The sequence below is a fragment of the Paraburkholderia bannensis genome, from assembly GCF_014200455.1.
GTDB classification, from domain to species: Bacteria; Pseudomonadota; Gammaproteobacteria; order Burkholderiales; family Burkholderiaceae; genus Paraburkholderia; species Paraburkholderia bannensis_A.
In genome coordinates, this window is record NZ_JACHBW010000005.1 from 18,361 (window position 1) to 39,018 (window position 20,658).

Sequence of the window (20,658 nt, forward strand, 5' to 3'; positions counted from 1 at the left end):
CGCGCAGGCGAGGGCGGTCAGCGCGGTGCCGGGCATCGGGCAGTCCATGCGGGCGCGACGCGGCCTTGCGCGTCGAAGTGATAGAGGCCTTGAAGATAGCCGAGGCCGAACAGCATCAGCACGCTGCTGTAATAGCCGGGCGGCGATTTTTGCGCGAGCGTGCGGCTGCGTTCGACCTGAGCGTCTGCGAGATCGGTACGGCCCAGCGCCGACAGATACGGCGCGACCGCCGCCGAGAAACCGCCGTTGCCTTCGCTTGGGCCCGGCGTGCCGGTCTGCGTGTCGACGCGCTCGGGCGGAAAGCCGTGCGCGGCCACGAATGCCGAGAGCGGCGAAAACGTCGCGAGCGTCTGCGCGCGCAACGGATCGTCGAAGGCGAGCATGCCCGCCCACAGATAGACGCGGATCGCGTTGTAGGCGCTTTCGGCGTGCGTCGGCGCGTCGGGGCCGAAGCCGTTCTTGCCGCCGCTTTTTACGCTATAGACCACCCAGTCCGGCGAGAAACCATGCGGCGCGGTGTCGTTGACGAGCTTCGTCGAGCTGTCGAGCAGCGCCTTCCATTCGCTCGCTTCGGGCAGCGCCAGCGCGAAGCGGCGCATGACCTGCAGCGGCACGTAGCTGGGGTTCAGACGCCAGCTATCCTTGTCGAGCTTGAAGCCCTGCGGCCCCGGCAGCACCGTGCGGCCGAGTCCCGGCAGCGTGGCCGTTTCGCTGCGCACGATGTTGCGCGCCATCACCGTGCCGAGCGCCGTATAGCGGCGCTCGTTCCACAGGCGCCCCGCTTCGAGCAGCGTGTAGGCGATCCAGAGATCGGCGTCGCTTGCGGAGTTGGAGTCGATTACGCCCCACGTGCCCTTCGAAGCCGGCGCGGCGCTCGCCGCCGAAGCGCCCGATGCTGCAACCGGCGCGCCTTTCTCGTCGATGTCGGTGCGCCCCCAGATCCATGCGGGAAGATGGGCAGTGAGATCACCCTGGGCGAGATTGTTCTCGGTCCACTGGAGGATCGTGTCGAAGGCCGCGCGATCGTTCGCGACCAGCGCGAAGAAGAGCGCATACGACTGGCCTTCGGACACGGTGATCTGGCGCGGCGTACTGGCGTCGATCACGCGGCCGTCGGCGGACAGCAGGTTGTGCTTGAACGCGTTCCAGTCGGCCCACGTGCAGGCGCCTGGGTTGGCTGCTGCGCGCGAACCCGCGCCTTCACCCGCGGACGTCGGTGCAGGCGCGGCAGCCTGCGCCACGTCCGCGCTCACGAGCGGTGTGAGCGCGCAGGCGCCGGCCACGAGCCAGCGCGCGAGGCGGGAGGGTCCCGGCCGCATCGTCAGTCTCCGGTACGGCGAGCGGCCATGCGGCCCAGCGCCCAGAACACCGTAAGCGCGACGATCAGGCCCGCGAGAATCCCTGCTAGCGCCATCAGCGACGGGTAGCGCGAGACGTGCACCCAGATGCGCGCGTACCACGGCAGATCGCCGACGAAATAGCGATCGCCCACGCGCAGCCCTTCCACTTCGTCGTGCCGCACGAGACTCAGATCGCCGTGCATCGCGGCGATCTTGCCGCTGTCTTCCATCGCATCGAGCACAGCGCCCAGCCGCGCCGACGAAGTGGTGGTGAGCGCCACCACGCTGCGCCCCGACGAAAGCGGCGATTCGAAGCCGATCAGCGCCGATATCGGCCCGCCCAGCGACACGATCGAGCGTCCGGCAGGCGTTGCATCGTCCATATCCTCGGTGCCGCCCAGCCAGCCCGGCCAGCCGCTCCTCTGGTCGCGCGTGGTCACTTCGGTCTTGCCGCGCTCGATCAGCAGCGGCAGATCCTTGCCCCATTTGGCGAGCAGCCCGGCCGCCGAACCCGAGCCGATCACGAGCAGATCGTTGCCGCTCACGCTATCGACCTGGCTGGCGGGCACGAGCTTCACGCGCAGCGCGGGCAGGCCAGTCCACTGGCCCATATGGCCGAGCATCGTGAGCACCGCTTCCTGATCCTGCGCGTTGGGCGCATCGGGAATCACCACGGCGGTTTCGGCGAGATCGGCCATGCGCGTGAACGGATAGCCGCTGTTGGCGAAGAAGGCGAGATTGGGCAGCGCCGTGTAGTGCGCGAAGTCGCTGAAGTCCACCACCGAATCGGGATCGACGGCGGCGCGCGCCACGTCGGTTGCGGTCGACGTGCACAGGCCCGTCTTCTGCGAATCGATATGAAACTGGAACTGGAACTGGTTGTTCGAGCCCACCCGGAACGCTGGAATTTCGATGTTGCTCGACGCGCGCGCATCCGCGCCCGACAGCAGCGGCACATTGATGCGCGCTTCGTCAGCCGAACGTGTGACCGGCTTGAGGCGCTGCGAGCGCACCAACTGGTCGTTGATGCTCACGTTGAGAACCGAATCGTTCCACGTCGACGGCGCGGTGTAGCGATAGCGGATATCGAGCGGCACGTTGCTGCGCGCCCACGCATAGAGGTCGGCGGGCACGCGCATGTTCACGCGGATCGCGGTCGGGTTGTAGCCCGAGACCTGCAACTGTTGCGGATCGCTCACGAGTTCGCGCAGCAGCACGGGGCGGTCGGTCGGCACCCAGTTGGGCGCGTCGTAGGGTTTGCGCGCCGGACCCATATCGACCGATTGCACGATCACGCTGTCGCCGGACATGCCGGCCTGGCCGAGCACCAGCGCATCGGCGGCTTTCTCCAGCTCTTGCGGCGTGCGGCCGGCGAGCACCAGCAGCTTGCGGCCCGCTTGCGGATCGGCGGCGGGGTTGGTCATCACCGAAATCGTCGGCCCCTTGATCTCCGGCAGCGTGATGCCGTCCGGCACCTGGCCGGGCAGCGCGAGCACAACAGCGTTTGCGTCGGTGGGCGCGCTGCGCACCACCGGGAAGCGCGCGCCGCGATAGCTCGCCAGCGCCCCGAGCCACGACGACACCACACCCGCCGCATGCAGCGTCGGCACCCCCGCGTTGGCGGCCAGCACGAACGGCACGCGCAGCAGCGTGTTGTCGTGACGGTCGAAGAACGGCACCGGCAGCAGCGCAAGGCTGTTGGGCAGCGTGATGCCGGTGGTGTTGAGCGTGAGCGTGGTCTCGGGCGCCACGTCGGTCCACAGCGTCGAGTGGTATGGATCCTCGCAATGATCGAGTGTGTAGTGCGCGATCATCTGCACGCTGATGCGATTGAAGTCCGTAAACAAGCGCGGATCGAGATTGATCTCGCTCGTCACCAGTTGACCGGCGGTCTCCTTGACAAGTGGAATCGTGGCGACGACTTCGCCGTTGACCATCACGCGCAGATGCGAAAGCGGGTAGATCAGCGAGGGCGAATACGTGTAGACGAGGCGCAGTTTCGCGCTGTTGACGACTTCGTCGGTGCGCACGTCGACGTTCAGGTAGCCGGTGGGATCGAGCCCGCGCAGCTCCATCGGCCCATAGCTGCCCATCTGGCGCAGCGAAAACACGCGCGTGCGCGGCGGACCGGCAGGAACCGGCGTGGCCGTGGCGTCCACCGGCATGGCGATCTTGCCGGGCGCAGTCTGGATCACCGCGGGACCGCTGCCGCCCGGCGTATTGGCCACCGCGCCGGCGACGCCGCCCGTCAGGCCGATGCCGATATCCGGCCCGGAAGCCGCGGCGGGTGCGGTGGCCGTTGCGGTGGCCGCGGGTTGAGCAGTTGTCGTGCCTGGGCTTGCGCCAGATGGCGCTTTACCGGCTGGCGCGGAGGCGGCCAGCTTGTCGGCGGCGAGAAGGCTGGACGCCAGCAGCAGCCCGGCGATCAGCGCGCCGAGGCGGACTTGAACGGAAACTCGCATCGCAAACGGCCCTTTGTCTTATCGCGACGGCTGCCCCCACATCGTGCACAGCCAGCCGTCGTCGGGTGATATTGGCGATTCCGCTCTCCTGCCCTGATCAGGATTGCGCCAACATTCGGAGTTCGTCGGAGTTTATATGACTCTTATCAAAACCGGCAGATGATTGCTCACCGTTTATTTACGTTGCATTGTCAAAAAATGTTAAAGCCGCGTAATCATCCGCTTAGTCAATCGCTTGGCTAGTCGTATCCGCGCAACGCTTTGCCTGGTAAGCCTCTCGCGGAGTGTGCGGTGCTCCGCCCTAATGCGCTTTATTGCTCTTGCATACCTGATGTTTGCGAACGCCTGTACGAATTGGCTATGCATAGTGGATGGAAGTGCGCAAGCGATGCCGATAAGCCGGGATGCCAGAGAACGATAAAGCGCATAAGGCTTTTTTGATAATTCGATATCCGAATTAATTGCGCAAAAATGAAATCGCCGGGTAATCCTTGGGAGCCACGCGGGATTCGCCGCGTGAACTGCGCGTGCCTATGTCCGCGCGTTAAGCGTGCCGCTTCCTTTTTTGCGGAGCGGGGCAATGAACGAGCGGACCTGGCAGGCAGTGGATGAATGGTTTTCGCAACGGCTGATCGGTGCGGATGAGCGGCTCGACACCACGGCTGTGCAGACGGTGGGCAGCAAGGGCCGGGACGGCTTCGCGATCACGATCGTGGGCGCTTAGTAGGCGCAACAAGGTTTCCACAAGCGGCTGCCGGCAACGCGAACCCCATTCCGACCGCGCGGCAGCACGCTCGACAGACCTGCGGTAAACCCTTGGCATAAACAATTTCGATGGCTTTGCGCGGCAGTTTCGGTACGCCGCCCGCGAGGCCGAAACCTACAATTGGGGATCGTGATGACGAAGCTGGGTGAACCGTAAATGACTAAAAAATCGATGCTCGTGGTGAGCGCACATAGCGCGGATTTCGTTTGGCGCGCAGGCGGCGCGATCGCGCTGCACAAGAAGAACGGCTACCGCGTGAAGGTGGTGTGTCTCTCGTTCGGCGAGCGCGGCGAGTCCGCGAAACTGTGGCGCAAAGGCGCCGACATGACGCTCGATAAGGTCAAGGCCGCACGCCGCGAAGAAGCGCTGGCCGCAGCCGAAATCCTTGGCGCGGAAGTCGACTTCTTCGATCTGGGCGACTATCCGCTGCGCGTGTCCGACGAAGCGCTGCTGCGCCTCGTCGACGTCTACCGCGACGTGCAGCCCGCGTTCGTGCTGAGCCATTCGCCGAAAGACCCGTACAACTTCGACCACCCGCTGGCGATGCACGTGGCGCAGGAAGCGCGCATCATCGCCCAGGCCGAAGGTCACAATCCCGGCCAGAAGATCGTAGGCGCGCCGCCGGTTTATGCCTTCGAACCGCACCAGACCGAACAGTGCGAGTGGACGCCGAACACCTTCCTCGACATCACCGAAGTGTGGGACACCAAGCGCCGCGCGATCGAATGCATGGCCGGACAGGAACACCTTTGGGAGTACTACACGCGCGTCGCGCTGCAACGCGGCGTGCAGGCCAAGCGCAATATCGGCATCACGGCCACGCGCGATATCCAGTACGCCGAAGGCTATATGCGCCTGACTCCGGCTGTGACGGGAGACCTGGCATGAAGCGCGGCGTGGTCGTAACCGATATCCCCCGCGCCGACGCGCGCGATCTGGCGATCCTCCAGACCGCCGGCTCGGCAACGGTGCACGAGGCGCAGGCGCGTCTGGGCCTGCTCGCCACCTACCTGCGCCCGATCTATTCCGGCGCGGCGATTGCCGGTTCGGCGGTCACGGTGCTGATGCCGCCGTCCGACAACTGGATGCTCCACGTGGCCGTCGAGCAATGCCGCCCCGGCGACATCGTCGTGGCTGCGCCCACCTCGCCTTGCGAGGACGGTTATTTCGGCGATCTGCTGGCGACGTCGATGAAGGCGCGCGGCGTGCTGGGTCTGATCATCGACGCGGGCGTGCGCGATGTGCGCACGCTCAAGGAGATGAACTTCCCGGTGTGGTCGAAAGCCGTTTCGGCGCAAGGCACCGTGAAGGAGACGCTCGGCTCGGTCAATGTGCCGGTAGTATGCGCGCAGCAGATCGTGCACGCGGGCGATGTGATCGTCGCCGACGATGACGGCGTGGTGGTCGTGCCGCTCGCGAGCGTGGCGAAGGTGGTTGAAGCCACCCAGGCGCGCGTTGCGAAGGAAGAGAAGACGCGCGCCGTGCTGGCGGGCGGCACGCTCGGCCTCGATTACTACGCGATGCGCGAACGCCTCGCGGAAAAGGGCCTGCGCTACGTGCAGTCCGCTGCGGATCTCTGAGCGGAGGCCAGCCGGTGTCGACTTCGAACCATGACGCGCCCGTGCATGCGCAGACACAGACCCGTGTGCGCTGCATGCTGATGCGCGGCGGCACGTCCAAAGGCGCCTATTTTCTCGCCGCCGATCTGCCTGCCGATCCGGCGCTGCGCGACCGTGTGCTGCTCGCGGTGATGGGCTCGCCCGATCCGCGCCAGATCGACGGCATCGGCGGCGCGGACCCGCTCACCAGCAAGGTGGCGATCGTCTCGCCTTCGACGCGTGACGATGCCGAAGTCGACTATCTGTTCGCGCAGGTCGTGGTGAACGAGGCGCGCGTGGATTACGGCCAGAATTGCGGCAATCTGCTGGCGGGCGTGGGGCCGTTCGCCATCGAGCGCGCTCTGGTGGAGGCGAGCGACGGCGTGACGCCCGTGGCGATCCATATGGTCAACACCGGGCAGATCGCGGTGGCGAATGTGCCCACGCCCGCGCGCCTCGTGCAGTACGAAGGCGATACGCGCATCGACGGCGTGCCGGGCACGGCGGCGCCGATTGCGCTGGTGTTTCGCGACACCGCGGGTTCGACCTGCGGCGCCTTGCTGCCGACCGGCAATCTGAAGGATACGGTTCAAGGCGTCGATGTCACCTGTATCGACAACGGCATGCCGCTCGTGCTGATGCGCGCTGCTGATCTGGGCCGCACGGGCTATGAGACGCGCGAGCAACTGGATGCCGACGAAGACCTGAAAGCGCGTATCGAGGCGATTCGCCTGGAGATCGGCCCACGCATGAATCTGGGCGACGTGCGCGAGCGCACCGTGCCGAAGATGTGCCTGGTTGCCGCGCCGCGCGACGGTGGCACGATCAGCACGCGCAGCTTCATTCCGCACCGCTGCCACGCGTCGATTGGCGTGCTGGGCGCGGTGAGCGTGGCAAGCGCGGCGGCGCTGCCGGGAACGGTTTGCGATGGCATTGCGTCGTTTGATTCGGCTTCGCAAGGCGGCGATACCGAACGTATCGGCGTCGAGCATCCAACCGGTGAATTCACTGTCGAACTGACGCTCGCGCGTGATGGCGGCAAAGTCGATATCATCGGCGCGGCGCTGCTGCGCACCGCGCGCTGGCTGTTCGACGGCGTGGTGGCGATCCCGCCGTCGGTCTGGGCCGCTTCGTAACGTCAGCGCGCCGCCTGGCCGCCCAGGCGGCCTTCCACGACCCGCACCGCCGGTGCGGCGTCCGCCACCGCCAGCCGGATCGCGTCGATCAATGCACGCGCGCCAGGCGAGGGCGCGCTGTCGGCGCGCATCGTCAGGCCGATCTCGCGCCGCGTGTTGTGCAGCGGCACATCCAGCACCACCAGTTCCCCCGCCGCGATTTCATAGTGCAACTGCTGCGCCGAGAGCGCGGCGATCATATCCGTGCCCATCAGCAGGCCGCGTATCACCGCCAGATCGGCGGTCTCGACGGTGGGGGTCGGCGGTTTGAGTTTGAGGCGCTTGAACTGCGCCTCGAACAGCCCGCGCGCCGGCGAATGCAAACGCGAGACGATCCATTGCGCGTTGCGCAGATCGCCCATGTTCAGGCCGGTTTTCTGCGCGAGCGGGTGACCGTGCCGCGCGAGCACGACCATGTCTTCGTCCATCAGGCGCTCGTTGGCGAGGCCGCTGGCCGCATCGTTTTCACGCAGCGCGCCCAGCACGAAGTCGACATCGCCCGCGCGCAAGCCTGCCACCAGCAATTCATACGCGCTTTCGTCCGTCACCACGCGCACGCCGGGATGCTGCGCGCTCAGTCGCGCGATGGCGGCGGGCAGGATCAGCGTGCGGCCGAGCGGCAGCGCGCCCACCGTCACCGCGCCCTGGATATTGCCGTGCAGCGCAGCGATATCGTCGGGCACATGGCGCAGCTCGTTGAGCGCGCGCCGCACGTGCAGCAGGAAAGTTTCGCCTTCCTCGCTCAGTTGCACGCCGCGCGGGCTGCGGTGGAACAGCGTGATGCCCGAGCCGCTTTCGAGCACGCGCATCGCGCTGCTCACGGCCGGCTGGCTGATGCCGAACGCGCTCGCCGTGCTGGGCATATGCCGATGACGCGCCAGCGCCACGAACAACTGCAGCCGCCGCGTGTTGAGCAGCCACGCGGGCATCGCGCCTTCGGCAAGCGCGCGGCGACGCGTCTGCCGCGCCGCGCACCACTGCGCAAGCGCTTCGAGTTCGGAAAAGATGCGCGCGCAACGATCCAGCACGACGCGGCCCACGGCCGTCGGCAGCATGCCCGAGGGCTTGCGCTCGAATAGCGGCTCGCCAAGGGCTGTTTCGAGTTCCTGCACCGAACGCGTGACGGCTGATTGCGCGCGAAACAGCGCGGCGGCGGCGCGCGTTGCGCTGCCCGTATCGGCGACCAGACGGAACGCCCGCAGGTGCGCGAGATTGAGCAGATCGGCGGGATTCGCGCTCATGCGGCCCCCACGATCAGATGCAGATGGTCGACCGAGAGATTCAGGCTCTCCTTCGAGATATGCGTGTGCTCCTTCATGAGCGCTTCCACGCGCGCGCCTTCGCCCTTGAGCAGCGCGCCGACGATGGCGTGGTGCTGGCGATGTGCGTAGGCGAGCATCATGACTTGCTGCTCGCGCGCGGCATCGTCGAACACCACCGTGGCGGGGGAAACGAACGGAATCTTGTCGTTGAGGCCCAGCGCGGCGCTGACGGCGTGGTTCTGCGCGGCTTCGACGATCAGCGCGTGAAAGCGGCCGTTCATGTCGGCGTAACGGGTTTCGGCATCTTCGTTCAGTGCGTATGCGCCCGGCTGGAAAATCGCATCGCCTTCGCGCAGACACTCCTGCAAGGCGCGTGCGAGCGTCGGGTTCACGCCGCGTTCGGCCACACTGCGCGCGGCCAGGCCTTCGAGCACGCCGCGCACGTCGATGCCATTGAGCACATCGGTCACGCTGAAACGGCGCACGATATAGCCGCGTGCGCCCGAGCGCTCGACGAGCCCTTCGGTCGCCAGCACGCTGAGCGCATATCGCAGCGGCGTGCGCGAGATGCCGAGGCGTTCGGCAAGCTGCGCTTCGACGAGCCGCTGGCCCGGCGCAAGCTCGCCCGAAAGAATGCGCGTGCGCAGCGCCTGCACGATGGTTTGCTGGGTGGTCTCGTTCATGTCGATGTCCCGCCGGGCGGCGCATGGGCGGCCTTGCGAGTTGGTTCTTTTGCTATCTGTTTCGCTTATGAAGTTGTTGCGGCGCGTATCCGGGATAGACAGCGCGCGACTGATTTCAGGATACCAAAAACCGTTATGGCGCGTGGGTTTCGCGGCAGAGCGGACGGCGCGAAGACATCCGATGGCCCATTTATCAAGGCATAAAACGTAAAAACAGTGGTTAACCCTTGCTTACAGTGCAAACCGCGTTTCTGTAATTTCGTATCCCAAGCGGGCGCTTATCGCGATAAGGCGGTGCGACCCCACGGTAATCGGAAGAGGGCGACAAGCATGGCAAGGATTGTGGGTGGCATCGGTACATCGCACGTGCCGACGATCGGAATGGCGTACGACAAGGGCAAGCAGAACGAGCCCGCCTGGGCGCCGCTGTTTCAGGGATACGAACCGGTGGCGCAGTGGCTGGCCGAGCACAAGCCGGATGTGCTGGTGATGTTCTACAACGACCACGCCAACAGCTTCTTCTTCGACTGCTATCCGACCTTTGCGCTGGGCGTGTCGCCGCAGCATCAATTCGCCGATGAAGGCGCGGGCAAGCGTCCACTGCCCGATATCGCCGGCCACCCGGAACTGGCGATCCATATCGCCGAGCAACTCGTCAACGACGAGTTCGATCTGACGATCTTCCAGGACAAGCCGCTCGACCACGGCTGCAATTCGCCGCTGTCGCTGATGCTGCCGCACGCCGGCGGCTGGTCCACGGCGCTGGTGCCGTTCGAAGTCAACGTGCTGCAGTACCCGCTGCCGACGGCCAACCGCTGCTACCGGCTGGGCCAGGCGCTGCGTCGCGCGATCGAATCGTTCGAAGAAGATCTGGACGTGGTGGTGGTGGGCACGGGCGGTCTTTCGCATCAGGTGCACGGCGAACGCAGCGGCTTCAACAATACCGAATGGGATATGGAATTTCTCGACATCATCGTCAACGATCCCGAGCGGCTCGCGCAGATGAAGCATGTCGACTATGTGCGCCTGGGTGGAGCGGAGAGCGTGGAAACCATCATGTGGCTGGCAATGCGCGGCGCGCTCGCACCGAAGATCAAGGAAGTGCATCGCAACTACTACCTCGCGACCAGCACGGCGATGGCCGTGACGATCTATGAGAACGTCGCGGATTCCAAGGAGGGCGCGTAATGAATCCGCAACTCGAAGGCGTCGAAGCGCTCACGGGCACCTATCCGTTCGACATCCGCCAGAGCATCAAGGCGATGCGTCTGAACCGCTTCTTCTGGATGATGCGTACGCCCGCCGCGCGCGAACTGTGGCTTGCCGACCGCAAAGCCGCCTACGACGCCGCCGCGCTCACGACCGAGGAGCGCACGCTGGTGGACAACACCGACTGGCTTGGCCTCGTGCAATACGGCGTGTGTTTCTTCGTGCTGGAGAAGTTCGCGCGCGTCGTGAAGATCACCAATCTGGGCATGTACGCCTGCATGCGCGGCGAAACGCTTGAAGCCTTTCTGAAAACGCGCCGGGTGCCGGATGCGGTTTAAAAGCAGGCGGTTTACAAGCGCGCGGTACAAAGCGGCCGCAGTTTGATCGCCTGACCAGCGGGCTCGCGCCACTCCGGAACGCCGCGCCCGCCGTTCAAAAAAGCATCTGCAACAGAACACTCCTGAGCCGACGAAGCACAGGGGCGGGGAAATATTAACTTCGGAGACACGCATGAACTCTGCTGATGCAGTGGATATCAAGGGCTTTATCGACGCCCGCAGGATGTCGGGCTATCAATGGCTCGTCCTCGCCCTCTGTTTTCTGATCGTGACGCTCGACGGTCTCGACACGGCCGTGATGGGCTTCGTCGCGCCGGTCGTCATGAAGGAATGGGGCATCGCGCGCGCCGCGTTCGGCCCCGTCATGAGCGCGGCGATGGTGGGTCTTGCGATTGGCGCGCTGGTGGCGGGACCGTCGGCGGACCGTATTGGCCGCAAGAAGGTGCTGATCGGCTCGGTCGCGTGCTTTGGCTTCTTCAGCCTGTTGTGCGCGTTTGCCAATACGCCGGGTCAACTGGTGGCGTTGCGCTTTCTCACTGGGCTGGGCCTGGGCGCGGCAATGCCCAATTCAACCACGCTGCTCTCCGAATACGTGCCGTCGAAAAGCCGTTCGCTGCTGCTCACCATCATGTTCACGGGCTTTAACTTTGGCTCGGGCGCGGGCGGCTTCGTCGCGGCGGCGCTGATTCCGCACTTCGGCTGGCGTGGCGTGTTTGTCTGCGGCGGCGTGCTGCCGATCCTGTTCGTGCCGGTGCTGCTGGGCCTGCTGCCGGAATCCGCGCGCTTCCTGCTGGTGCGTCGTTTCTCTGTAGAACGCATCGCGGCCACGCTCTCGCGTGTGACGGGACATCGATTCGATGCCGCCGCGCGCTTTACCTCGCCGGAACCGGCCGTGGCCGCCAAGGCTCCCGTACGCATGCTGTTCGCCGACGGCTATGCCATGAGCACGCTGATGCTGTGGGTCACGTACTTCATGGGACTGCTGATCATCTATCTGCTGACCGGCTGGCTGCCGACGCTCATCAAGGACGCCGGTCTGCCGGTCGAGCGCGCAGCGGCGATCACCGGCATGTTCCAGCTGGGCGGCACGGTGGGCGCAATCGCCGTGGGCTTCGCGATGGATCGTCTCGACCGCAACGCGGTGATTGGCGCGGCCTATCTGCTGGGCGGCGTGTTCATCTTCGCGCTGGGCATGGGGACGCTCAAATCCAGCATGCTGAGCGTACTGGTGGCTTGCGCGGGCTTCTTCATGAGCGGCGCGCAAACGGGCCTCAACGCGCTCGCGCCGACCTGCTACCCGACCCGAGCCCGTGCTACTGGCGTGAGCTGGATGCTGGGCTTTGGACGCCTGGGCGGCATCCTCGGCTCGTTTGTGGGCGGCCTGCTGCTGTCGCTGGGCTTCAGCTTCTCGACGGTGTTCTCGGTGCTGGCCGTGCCCGCGCTCGTAGCCGCTGCCGCGATCCTGCTCAATCGCCTCGCACTGCGCTTCATTACCGCGCCGGTCGCCGACGCTTGATAAGTGGGGCGCGGCGACGCGCGCCCCACACAATCGACTCAAACCAATAACACAATCGAAATCGATAAACAGGAGACTTTTTAGAATGACGAAAAATAAGCACTACAAAAAGATCGCAGCGGCGCTGGCGGGGGCGATCTGTGCAGGCCCGGCGCTTGCACAAAGCAGCGTGACGCTGTACGGGATCATGGATACGGGCATCACCTATGTGAGCAATCAGGGCGGCCATAGCAATGTGAAGATGGACGATGGCGTGAACGGCCCGAACCTCTGGGGCATCACCGGCACGGAAGACCTGGGCGGCGGCAGCAAGGCGTTCTTCCAGCTCGTCAACCAGTTTCAGATCGACAACGGCAGCTTCATGCCGAACAAGAGCCTGTTCAGCCGCACCTCGATCGTCGGCCTGAGCAACCCGTTGTACGGCAAGCTGTCGCTGGGTAACCAGTACGATTTCATGACGGATTCGCTCTACTTCGCGGGCGATGATCCGGCTGAACTCTCGGGCCACTTCTACGACTTCCGCGCGGGGCCGTTCGACAAGCTCGCGCTGCCCGGCAACGCCACTGGCGCATTCGACTGGGACCGCATGGCGGGCGAAACGGTCAATAACTCGGTGAAATACGTATCGCCGACATTTGGCGGATTCAGCGCGGGCGCGATGTACAGCTTCGGCAATGTGGCGGGTTCGATCGGCACCGGCAATGGTTCGAGTTTTGCGCTCAACTACGCGCATGAGAACTTTGGCATGAATGCGGCGTACACCAATCTCAAGTACGTGGTGACCGGCGAAGGCGACGTGAGCGTGCGTAACTGGGGTATCGGCGCGCATTACAAGTTCGGCGGCTGGATCACCAACGCGCTCTTCACCACGGTGCATAACTCGTATAACGGCGGCTCGGTGTACGAGGGGTCGGTCGGCGCGCACTACTACTTCACGCCGACGCTGAGCGCGGGTGCCTCGTATATGTACATGAAGGGTAATGACGTGGTCGATAACAACCATGCGCATCAGGTGGCGGCGATTGTCGATTACGCTTTGTCGAAGCGCACCAGCGTGTATGTGCTTGGCGTGTATCAGCGCGCAAGTTCGGGCGGCTATGCGCAGATCAACGGCATGAACAGCTCTGACGGCGCATCGAGCGGCCAGACCCAGGCCGTCGCGCGCGCGGGTCTGCATACGAAGTTCTGATCGATCAGGACATGCTCTGGACGCGGTGCGGGTGAATGGTCGCCCGCGCCGCGTTCTGCTTTTCGGGCGCGGGTTTCGTGCTGCGTGCAGACGATTGCGCGATCGAACCGCGATGCGTGATAACGTGGCGTGCGCGCCCGCTACGGCGAAGGCGCATTCCCCCGACGCATCATCGAATCAACGAAGAGCAAGGAGCAGAACGTGGTCTACGAAATGGCACACATCACGGTGTTGGCTGGCAAGAACGCCGAATTCGAAGCGGGCGTCACCCAGGCGCTGCCGCTTTTCCATCGCGCGCGCGGCTGCCGCGCCGTCGAACTGCAACGCGGCGTGGAAGAGCCGAACCAGTACGTGCTGGTCGTGCAGTGGGAGACCATCGAAGATCATATGGTCCACTTCCGCGAATCCGATGACTTCCAGGAATGGCGCCGTCTGGTTGGCCCGTACTTCGAAAAGCCGCCAGTGGTGGGGCATACGGAAGTGGTGGTGAAGTAAGCGGGAGTTTGCTCGAAATATTCCGCCCTGTTTGCGCCGGTTAGTGGCGAAAACAGGGCGGAATTTTTTTGTTAGTCGCGTTTGTGCAAAGCTCCTTGAGCCGATTGAAGTTTGTTGATGTGCGTCGCAGACATGCGGATGACGTTGGTGTTCTTATATGGGGTGGGCATTTACAGATATGCCCCTTAGAAAACGATGTACACACGTGGATTTACATGATGCGAACAAGCGCCTATAGTGGTTTCAACATGCCTCCAGTGATGGACCTCACTATGCACACCACGCGCGTCTTCAAGAACGGCAATTCTCAGGCTGTCAGAATCCCTGCCGAACTGGCATACGAGCGCAGCGACATTGAAGTCGAGATCGAACGCGTCGGAGATGAAATTCGCATTCGTCCGGCGCGGCGGTCGCTAGGCGGCGTGCTCAAGAAATTCGCGAGATTCGGGCCGGATTTCATGGCCGAAGGGCGGGGAGAGCAGGACCAGGCTGATCGCGAGGTGCTGTGATGCCGCGGTTCATGCTCGACACCAACATGTGTATCTACCTGATGAAGAACCAGCCCGAGCAGGTCGCAAGGCGCTTCGCGCAATGCTACGTGGGCGACGTGGTGATGTCGGCAATTACGTTTGCGGAACTGGAATATGGCGTCGCGATGTCTGCTAACCGAGCCCGCGAGAGGCGTAACCTGGCGGCTTTGATCGAGGAAATCCCGGTCGCATCTTTTGACTCGGCTGCGGCCGTGGCCTATGGGCCGATCCGGGAAGCCACGCGCGAGCGCAAGAAGGATCATCTGGACAAGCTGATTGCCGCGCATTCGGTCGCGCTCGACACCGTGCTGGTGACCAGCAACGAACGCGACTTCGAACAGTATCCCAACGTGAAACTGGCCAACTGGCTCAACGACTGACGGGCGCCTTGATCTCAAACCCCTCCACATACGCCGCCGCATTCTCCCCATCCCATACCCTTGCATCGATGAAGCGCGGCAAGCGTGCGGCAGCCGGCACTGGCACGCCCACCCCAATCGCCGCAGCCGCCTGCCGATACAGCGCCGTCTGATTCAGCGCCGCGGCAATCTCCCGATAGTCGTCTCGCCGCGCCATCATGCCCCAGCGCTCGAACTGCGTGAGAAACCAGACGCCCTCCGATTCCAGCGGATAATTCACCGCGCCGTTCTCAAAGAACTTCATATCGGGTGCGCCCGCGCCTTCTCCGGCTTCCAGCATGGATGCAATCAGGTCCGCATCCGCGCCCAGCATTTCAGGCCGGGCAAGCCACTGTGCGATCTCCTTGCGATGGCCCGCGCCATCCAGCCAGCGACACGCTTCCAGCATGGCTTGCACCAGCGCGCGTGCGGTATTCGGATAACGCCCGACGAAATCGCGCCGGCAGGCCAGCACTTTCTCGGGATGATCCGGCCAGATCTCGCCGCTGCGAATCACCGTGCGCCCCATGCCGCGCCGCTGCGCGAGCGCGGGCCAGGGCTCGCCTACGCAAAGGCCGTCGAGTCGCTCTTCGGCGAGCGCCGCCACCATTTGCGGCGGTGGAATCACCACGCTTTCGATATCGCGCAGGGGATGCACGCCCTGCGCGGCGAGCCAGTAATACAGCCACATCGCGTGCGTGCCCGTCGGGAAGGTCTGCGCGAATACCGGCTTGCGCCCGAGCGTCGCGAGTGCGCGCGGCAGGGTGCCGTGCTGCGCTAGCGCGTCAGCGAGCCGGTTCGACAACGAGATAGCCTGGCCGTTGCGGTTGAGCACCATCAGCACTGCCATATCCGTCTGCGGACCGCCGATGCCAAGCTGCACGCCGTACACCAGTCCGTAAAGCGAATGCGCCGCGTCCAGCTCGCCCGAGAGGAGCTTGTCGCGCAGCGCGGCCCAGGAGGGCTGGCGCGACAGTTCGAGCGTAAGCCCGTGCGCGTGGCCGAACTCCAGCAGCTTCGCGGCGACCACTGGCGCGGCGTCGGCGAGAGGCACGAAGCCGATCTTCAGATGGGTTTTTTCGAGCGGCGCCGCCGGGCGCGTGGATGGGTTCATGACAGTCAACGCTTCAGTTCTGGGCATTCCTCGTCAATCGCCGGACACAGCGGCCGCGACGATCTGGCGGGCGGCTTCGGCGAGCTTGACGCTCTGGTTCATCGCGCGCTTGCGCAGCATGGCGTAGGCGGCGGGCTCGGTCATCTTCTGCTGTTCCATCAGGAGGCGTTTGGCGCGGTCGATCAGCTTGCGCTCGGCGAGTTCGTTCTCGGCGTGCGTGAGGCGTTCGCGCAACTGCGCTTCCTGCGCAAAGCGTGCGAGCGCGACTTCGAGAATGGGCGCGATGCGCTCGCCCGCAAGGCCCTCGACGAGATACGCCGTGACGCCCGCATTGACGGCCGAGCGGATCAACTGCTGGTTGGCGTCGTTGCTGAACATCAGCACAGGGCGCGGCGCCGTGGCGTTCATCACGGCGAGCTGCTCGAGCGTGTCGCGCGAAGGCGATTCGGTGTCGATGATGATGACGTCGGGCCGCTCGCGCTCCACGACGCGATGGAGCGCCTGCGGCGTGGCGGGCTCGGCGAGCATGTCGTAGCCGAGCCGCGCGAGCGCGTCACGCAGATCGCCGATGGGCTTGTCGGTGTCGGTTACGAGCAGGACGCGCAGCATGGTGTTTCGTGGCTCGATGGCATTTGAGGCTTCTCGTGTTGGGCGAGCCTCGCGTGTCGAACTGCATTGCCCGACTGAACTGGATTTCGGCGCGTGGGGAGCGTCGGATTCGATGCGCCGCGTCTTTGCAGCGCACATTCTTTTCAGCAAAGTGCGTGCCAGTTTGTGCGGTGCACGAGATGAGGGCCGAGGAGGCGCGGCTGCGGCGCGGCGCAGGCGATCGAGGGCGCTGTGATGCACCGCAGCAGTGCAAGCGGCACCCCTTGGCACTCGATTGGCGCGGCCCTCGCTTCTCTTATCGCAACTAACCGCCAAGTCCGCGCTACCCACTCAGGCAGAGTAAGGCGACTGGTTTGGGTTGGGCAGTGCGCGCGATGTCAGGACAGGCAAGATGACGGCGCGCAAGCCCGGCCTTGCCGATTGCGCCCGCGCTCAACCCGCGCTCAAACTGGACTCAGCCTGGACCGAGCCTGGACTTAGCCCGGACTCAACCTGCCCGACGCACGGGCGGATAACGTCGCTTGCCCTTGCTCACGCCGATGCGCCGGAAGCGCTCGCGTTTGGTCTCTTCCTCGAAGTGCGCGAGCGACAGCTTCACCAGATCGCTGCGCGAGACGATGCCCACGAGTTGCATGGTTTCGCGCGCACTCACTACCGGCAGGCGTTCGAGCCCATGTACGGCGAGACGCGCGGCGATCTGCCGGCAAGTCTCTTCGGGCAAGGCGACATCGGCGCAGCGCCCGGCAAACAGCGAGCCAATCGGCTGATCGAGCGCATCGTCCCCGCGCACCGCTTCGAGCATCGCGCGATCGGCCACGCCAAGCACGCGAGCGTCGCGCAGCACCGGCCACGCGCGGCGCTGCTGCGTCGCGCCGAAGTAACGCGACTTCGCCTCGCGCACGCTCATGCTGGCATCGATCGTATCGACCTGGCGCGTCATCACTTCATCGACGTAGTGACGCTCCAGCGGATCGACGCCGTATTCGCGATAGATGTGATAGCCGCGCCGCGCGATCTTCTCGGTCATGATCGAGCGCTTCATGACCACCGTGGCGAAGCCGTGCGCAACCAGCGTCGCCGCGAGCAGCGGCAGCAGCGCGTTGGCGTCGTGCGTGAGTCCGAAGGCGAACACGATGGCCGTGAGCGGCGCGCCCAGCGTTGCGCCGAGCGTGGCGGCCATGCACACCAGCGGCCACAGCGCGGGATCGCCGCCAGGCAGCAGATGGCCCAGCACGCTCCCCAGGCCCGCACCCAGCATCAGCAAGGGCGCAAGTACGCCGCCCGACGTGCCCGAACCCAGCGCGATCACCCAGATCACCGCCTTCACCGCAAGAATCGCGATAGCGGCTTGCAGCGAGATGTTTTGATGCAGCAGATCGCCGATCACGTCATAGCCCACGCCCAGCGCGCGAGGCTCGATAAAGCCGCCGATACCCACCGCAAGACCGCCGATGGCAGGCCACCACGACCAGTGCAACGGCAGGCGCTTGAACAGGTCCTCGACCTTGTAAAGCGAGGCCGACAGCCCCGCCGCCAGCATGCCCGAGAGCAGCCCCGCGATCACGCACGAGCCGAGCGCCAGCGCGTGGGGCGGCGGCGTCTGCATCGCGAACAACGGTTCGGCGCCGAACACCAATGCGCGCGCGAAGCCCGCCACCGCGCATGCCAGCGCCACCGGCAGGAAGCTGCGCGGACGCCATTCGAACAGCAGCAATTCGACCGCGAGCAGCACGGCGGCGACCGGTGTGCCAAACACGGCGGTCATGCCCGCCGCAGCGCCTGCTACGAGCAAGGTCTTGCGTTCGGCGGCGCTGAGGCGCACGCATTGCGCGAGCAGCGAGCCCAGCGCGCCACCCGTCATGATGATCGGCCCTTCCGCGCCGAAGGGGCCGCCGCTGCCGATCACGATGCCCGACGACAACGGCTTGAGCACCGCCACCTTCGGGGACATCCGGCTCTTGCCAAACAGGATCGCCTCGATGGCTTCGGGAATGCCGTGGCCGCGAATCTTTTCCGAGCCGAAGCGCGCCATCATGCCGACGATCAACCCACCCGCCACCGGCACGCCGATCACCCATGCGCCCAGCGTATTGAGCGCAGGCGAATGATCGGCGAACGAGAAACGGCCGTAGAAAAACAGGTTCGTGAACCAGTGGATCAGGTTCAGAAGCACGAACGCGGCCAGCGTGGCCAGTACGCCGATCACGGCGGCGAGTGCGCTGATGCCGGGCAGGCGGGCGTTGGCCGAAAAATCGCGCTTGTGGGAATCGCCGGGATGCATGGTCGTCAGAGGTCGATGTGCGGAATGGTGAATGCGCCTTCGAGCGAGCGCAGCTCCGCGCGGTGTAGTTCAGCGAGGCGCGCGAGCAGTTTTTCGCCGGCGGCGAGCAGATGGACTTCCACCTGGCGGCGGTCGCGCTCGCTCACGCGCCGCTCCACCAGTTCGAGCGCCTCGCAGCGCGAAACCAGCGCGACCACGCCGTGATGCTGCGCCTGCAAACGCTCGGCGAGCTCGCCGATGGTCGCCCACTCGCGCCCGGGATAGCCCTTCACATGCAGCAGCAACAGATACTGCAGCGGCGTGATGCCTTCGTTCTGGGCCGCCTGCTCAGAGAAACGTTCGAAGCGGCGCATCTGATAGCGGAATTCGGACAGTTGCTCGAAATCGGCCTTCTTCAGGCCGCGTGGCGTTTGCTTCATGGGGGATCCGTGTCAGACGATTCGATCTACGAATATATCACAGCATGATATTTATCGACGTAATAGCGCGTTGGGATGGGCGTGTCGGATGCGTCATGCGCTCTGTTTTTGCAGCGGCCGGGTCTGCCGATAAAGCCCCGAAATCAGATCGGCTTGGGTAATGATGCCCGCGAGACGGCGCTCGCCATCTACCACGGGCACGTGATGATGGCCACGCCCCGCAAACAGCGCGAGCAATTCGACGATGGGCGTGGCGGCGGAGAGCGTGCGCACATGCGTCGTCATGAGCGTGACGACGGGCGCGGCGTCGTTGGCATCGGCGAGATCGGCGCGGGTGACGATACCCTTGACGAGGCCTTGAGCGTCCACCACCGGCAGCGCTTTTACGTCGTGCCTGCGCAGCAGCGCGCGCGCTTCGTTGACGGTGGTGGCGGGCGTGATGCTCACCACGTCACGCGACATGACATCGGCGCAATTGAGCACGCCGAAGCTGCGCGCGTAGGCGCGGATTTCGGCTTCGCGCAGCAGTGCTTCGAGATCGTCGGTCGCGACGTCGATCAACTCGTTGCGCTCGCGCAATGCGGCTTCGAGGTCGGCGCGTGTGAAGCTGCCCGCTGCGGGCGCGGGCGGCCCGGAGGGATTGGGCTGGGTTGCCTGGGTTGCGTGTGGTGGCTGTACTGCGTGGGCGGCATGCGGATAACGATGGCCCGTGGCTTTGTGATAGACCAGCGCGCCGCCCAGCAGCACGCAGGATTGCAGCAGCACCGGCTCAAGCACGAACTCGTAGCCCAACGCATGCACGGCGGGGCCGCCCAGCACGGCGGTCAGCGCAACCGCGCCCGAGGGCGGGTGCACGCAGCGCAGCGTGAACATCGCGCAGATCGCCACACCCACGGCCACGGCGGCAGCGATCACCGGATCGTGGATAAACAGCGCGCAGGTCACGCCCACCACCGCCGACACCAGATTGCCGCCGATGATCGACCACGGCTGCGCCAGCGGGCTGGCGGGCACGCCGAACAGCAGCACCGCCGATGCGCCCATCGGCGCGATCAGCCAGGCAATCGTGGAGGCGTTGCCGAGGAGCCAATGCGAAAGCGCGCCGGTCAGCGCGATGCCCAGCAGGGCGCCAACGCCCGAACGCAGCCGTTCGCGCCAGCGCAGGGTGACGGGCGCTGGCGCGAAGCGCGCGAGCCAGTGGTAGAGGGAAAGGCGGGTCACAGTGAAAAATAGCGACAAAAGAGGCCGAGCCAGGCTCGGCTCGAATCCGGCAA

General features: G+C 65.0%; 20 protein-coding genes. 11 read left to right on the plus strand and 9 right to left on the minus strand.

Annotated elements, in window-relative coordinates; all coding sequences use genetic code 11:
• Nucleotides 1–17 precede the first annotated feature (17 nt).
• A complete protein-coding gene (bcsZ, locus tag F4827_RS09880; RefSeq protein WP_183724019.1) occupies nucleotides 18–1,319 on the minus strand; it encodes a cellulose synthase complex periplasmic endoglucanase BcsZ in 1,302 nt (433 codons plus the stop codon).
• A 2-nt stretch (nucleotides 1,320–1,321) separates the two neighbouring features.
• Nucleotides 1,322–3,802 (minus strand): cellulose biosynthesis cyclic di-GMP-binding regulatory protein BcsB, encoded by a 2,481-nt coding sequence (gene bcsB, locus F4827_RS09885; RefSeq protein WP_183724018.1) that lies wholly within the window; start codon nucleotides 3,800–3,802, stop codon nucleotides 1,322–1,324.
• A gap of 580 nt (nucleotides 3,803–4,382) precedes the next feature.
• Between bcsB and F4827_RS09890 the strand changes: the two genes are divergently transcribed.
• From F4827_RS09890 to F4827_RS09905, 4 genes are all read left to right on the plus strand, one after another.
• Nucleotides 4,383–4,526, plus strand: coding sequence for a hypothetical protein (locus F4827_RS09890; RefSeq protein ID WP_409258781.1), 144 nt, complete (start codon nucleotides 4,383–4,385; stop codon nucleotides 4,524–4,526).
• Nucleotides 4,527–4,724: 198 nt separating this feature from the next.
• On the plus strand, nucleotides 4,725–5,456 hold the full coding sequence (locus tag F4827_RS09895) for a PIG-L deacetylase family protein (RefSeq protein ID WP_183724017.1): 732 nt from the start codon (nucleotides 4,725–4,727) through the stop codon (nucleotides 5,454–5,456).
• Nucleotides 5,453–6,148, plus strand: a complete 696-nt coding sequence (locus tag F4827_RS09900; protein WP_183724016.1) for a 4-carboxy-4-hydroxy-2-oxoadipate aldolase/oxaloacetate decarboxylase — start codon at nucleotides 5,453–5,455, stop codon at nucleotides 6,146–6,148. Before F4827_RS09895 ends, F4827_RS09900 begins: the two co-directional genes overlap by 4 nt.
• 41 nt (nucleotides 6,149–6,189) lie before the next feature.
• A complete protein-coding gene (locus F4827_RS09905; protein WP_183724052.1) occupies nucleotides 6,190–7,302 on the plus strand; it encodes a 4-oxalomesaconate tautomerase in 1,113 nt (370 codons plus the stop codon).
• A gap of 2 nt (nucleotides 7,303–7,304) precedes the next feature.
• Here the strand turns inward: F4827_RS09905 and F4827_RS09910 are convergent, their stop codons facing one another.
• Nucleotides 7,305–8,582 carry a LysR family transcriptional regulator gene (locus F4827_RS09910; RefSeq protein ID WP_183724015.1) on the minus strand — a complete coding sequence of 426 codons (1,278 nt, stop codon included), beginning with the start codon at nucleotides 8,580–8,582 and terminating at the stop codon, nucleotides 7,305–7,307.
• Nucleotides 8,579–9,286, minus strand: coding sequence for a GntR family transcriptional regulator (locus F4827_RS09915; protein WP_183724014.1), 708 nt, complete (start codon nucleotides 9,284–9,286; stop codon nucleotides 8,579–8,581). The genes F4827_RS09910 and F4827_RS09915 overlap by 4 nt, the downstream gene beginning before the upstream one ends.
• A gap of 330 nt (nucleotides 9,287–9,616) precedes the next feature.
• On the opposite strand from F4827_RS09915, the gene F4827_RS09920 reads away from it, so the two are divergent.
• The 7 genes from F4827_RS09920 to F4827_RS09950 all read left to right on the plus strand — a co-directional run bounded on the left by F4827_RS09920 (nucleotide 9,617) and on the right by F4827_RS09950 (nucleotide 14,943).
• Nucleotides 9,617–10,474 (plus strand): gallate dioxygenase, encoded by an 858-nt coding sequence (locus tag F4827_RS09920; protein WP_183724013.1) that lies wholly within the window; start codon nucleotides 9,617–9,619, stop codon nucleotides 10,472–10,474.
• On the plus strand, nucleotides 10,474–10,833 hold the full coding sequence (locus tag F4827_RS09925; protein WP_183724012.1) for a protocatechuate 3,4-dioxygenase: 360 nt from the start codon (nucleotides 10,474–10,476) through the stop codon (nucleotides 10,831–10,833). The genes F4827_RS09920 and F4827_RS09925 overlap by 1 nt, the downstream gene beginning before the upstream one ends.
• A 172-nt stretch (nucleotides 10,834–11,005) precedes the next feature.
• The gene (locus F4827_RS09930) at nucleotides 11,006–12,349 is read left to right on the plus strand and encodes an MFS transporter (RefSeq protein WP_183724011.1); all 1,344 of its coding nucleotides are present in this window, start codon (nucleotides 11,006–11,008) and stop codon (nucleotides 12,347–12,349) included.
• An 85-nt stretch (nucleotides 12,350–12,434) separates the two neighbouring features.
• Nucleotides 12,435–13,538, plus strand: coding sequence for a porin (locus F4827_RS09935; protein ID WP_183724010.1), 1,104 nt, complete (start codon nucleotides 12,435–12,437; stop codon nucleotides 13,536–13,538).
• A 201-nt stretch (nucleotides 13,539–13,739) separates the two neighbouring features.
• Nucleotides 13,740–14,033: an antibiotic biosynthesis monooxygenase gene (locus F4827_RS09940; RefSeq protein WP_199122805.1), complete on the plus strand. Its 294-nt coding sequence runs from the start codon at nucleotides 13,740–13,742 to the stop codon at nucleotides 14,031–14,033.
• A 272-nt stretch (nucleotides 14,034–14,305) separates the two neighbouring features.
• Nucleotides 14,306–14,542 carry a type II toxin-antitoxin system VapB family antitoxin gene (gene vapB / locus F4827_RS09945; RefSeq protein WP_183724009.1) on the plus strand — a complete coding sequence of 79 codons (237 nt, stop codon included), beginning with the start codon at nucleotides 14,306–14,308 and terminating at the stop codon, nucleotides 14,540–14,542.
• Nucleotides 14,542–14,943 carry a type II toxin-antitoxin system VapC family toxin gene (locus F4827_RS09950; protein ID WP_183724008.1) on the plus strand — a complete coding sequence of 134 codons (402 nt, stop codon included), beginning with the start codon at nucleotides 14,542–14,544 and terminating at the stop codon, nucleotides 14,941–14,943. Before vapB ends, F4827_RS09950 begins: the two co-directional genes overlap by 1 nt.
• Here F4827_RS09950 and F4827_RS09955 read toward each other — a convergent pair.
• The 5 genes from F4827_RS09955 to F4827_RS09975 form a co-directional block, all read right to left on the minus strand.
• A complete protein-coding gene (locus F4827_RS09955) occupies nucleotides 14,933–16,075 on the minus strand; it encodes a CmpA/NrtA family ABC transporter substrate-binding protein (RefSeq protein WP_183724007.1) in 1,143 nt (380 codons plus the stop codon). The genes F4827_RS09950 and F4827_RS09955 overlap by 11 nt on opposite strands.
• 33 nt (nucleotides 16,076–16,108) lie before the next feature.
• The gene (locus F4827_RS09960) at nucleotides 16,109–16,684 is read right to left on the minus strand and encodes an ANTAR domain-containing response regulator (protein ID WP_183724006.1); all 576 of its coding nucleotides are present in this window, start codon (nucleotides 16,682–16,684) and stop codon (nucleotides 16,109–16,111) included.
• Nucleotides 16,685–17,171: 487 nt separating this feature from the next.
• Nucleotides 17,172–18,965, minus strand: a complete 1,794-nt coding sequence (locus tag F4827_RS09965; RefSeq protein WP_183724005.1) for a chloride channel protein — start codon at nucleotides 18,963–18,965, stop codon at nucleotides 17,172–17,174.
• Nucleotides 18,966–18,970: 5 nt separating this feature from the next.
• The gene (locus tag F4827_RS09970) at nucleotides 18,971–19,384 is read right to left on the minus strand and encodes a MarR family winged helix-turn-helix transcriptional regulator (protein ID WP_183724004.1); all 414 of its coding nucleotides are present in this window, start codon (nucleotides 19,382–19,384) and stop codon (nucleotides 18,971–18,973) included.
• A 93-nt stretch (nucleotides 19,385–19,477) separates the two neighbouring features.
• Nucleotides 19,478–20,605, minus strand: a complete 1,128-nt coding sequence (locus F4827_RS09975) for an HPP family protein (RefSeq protein WP_183724003.1) — start codon at nucleotides 20,603–20,605, stop codon at nucleotides 19,478–19,480.
• Nucleotides 20,606–20,658: the final 53 nt, after the last annotated feature.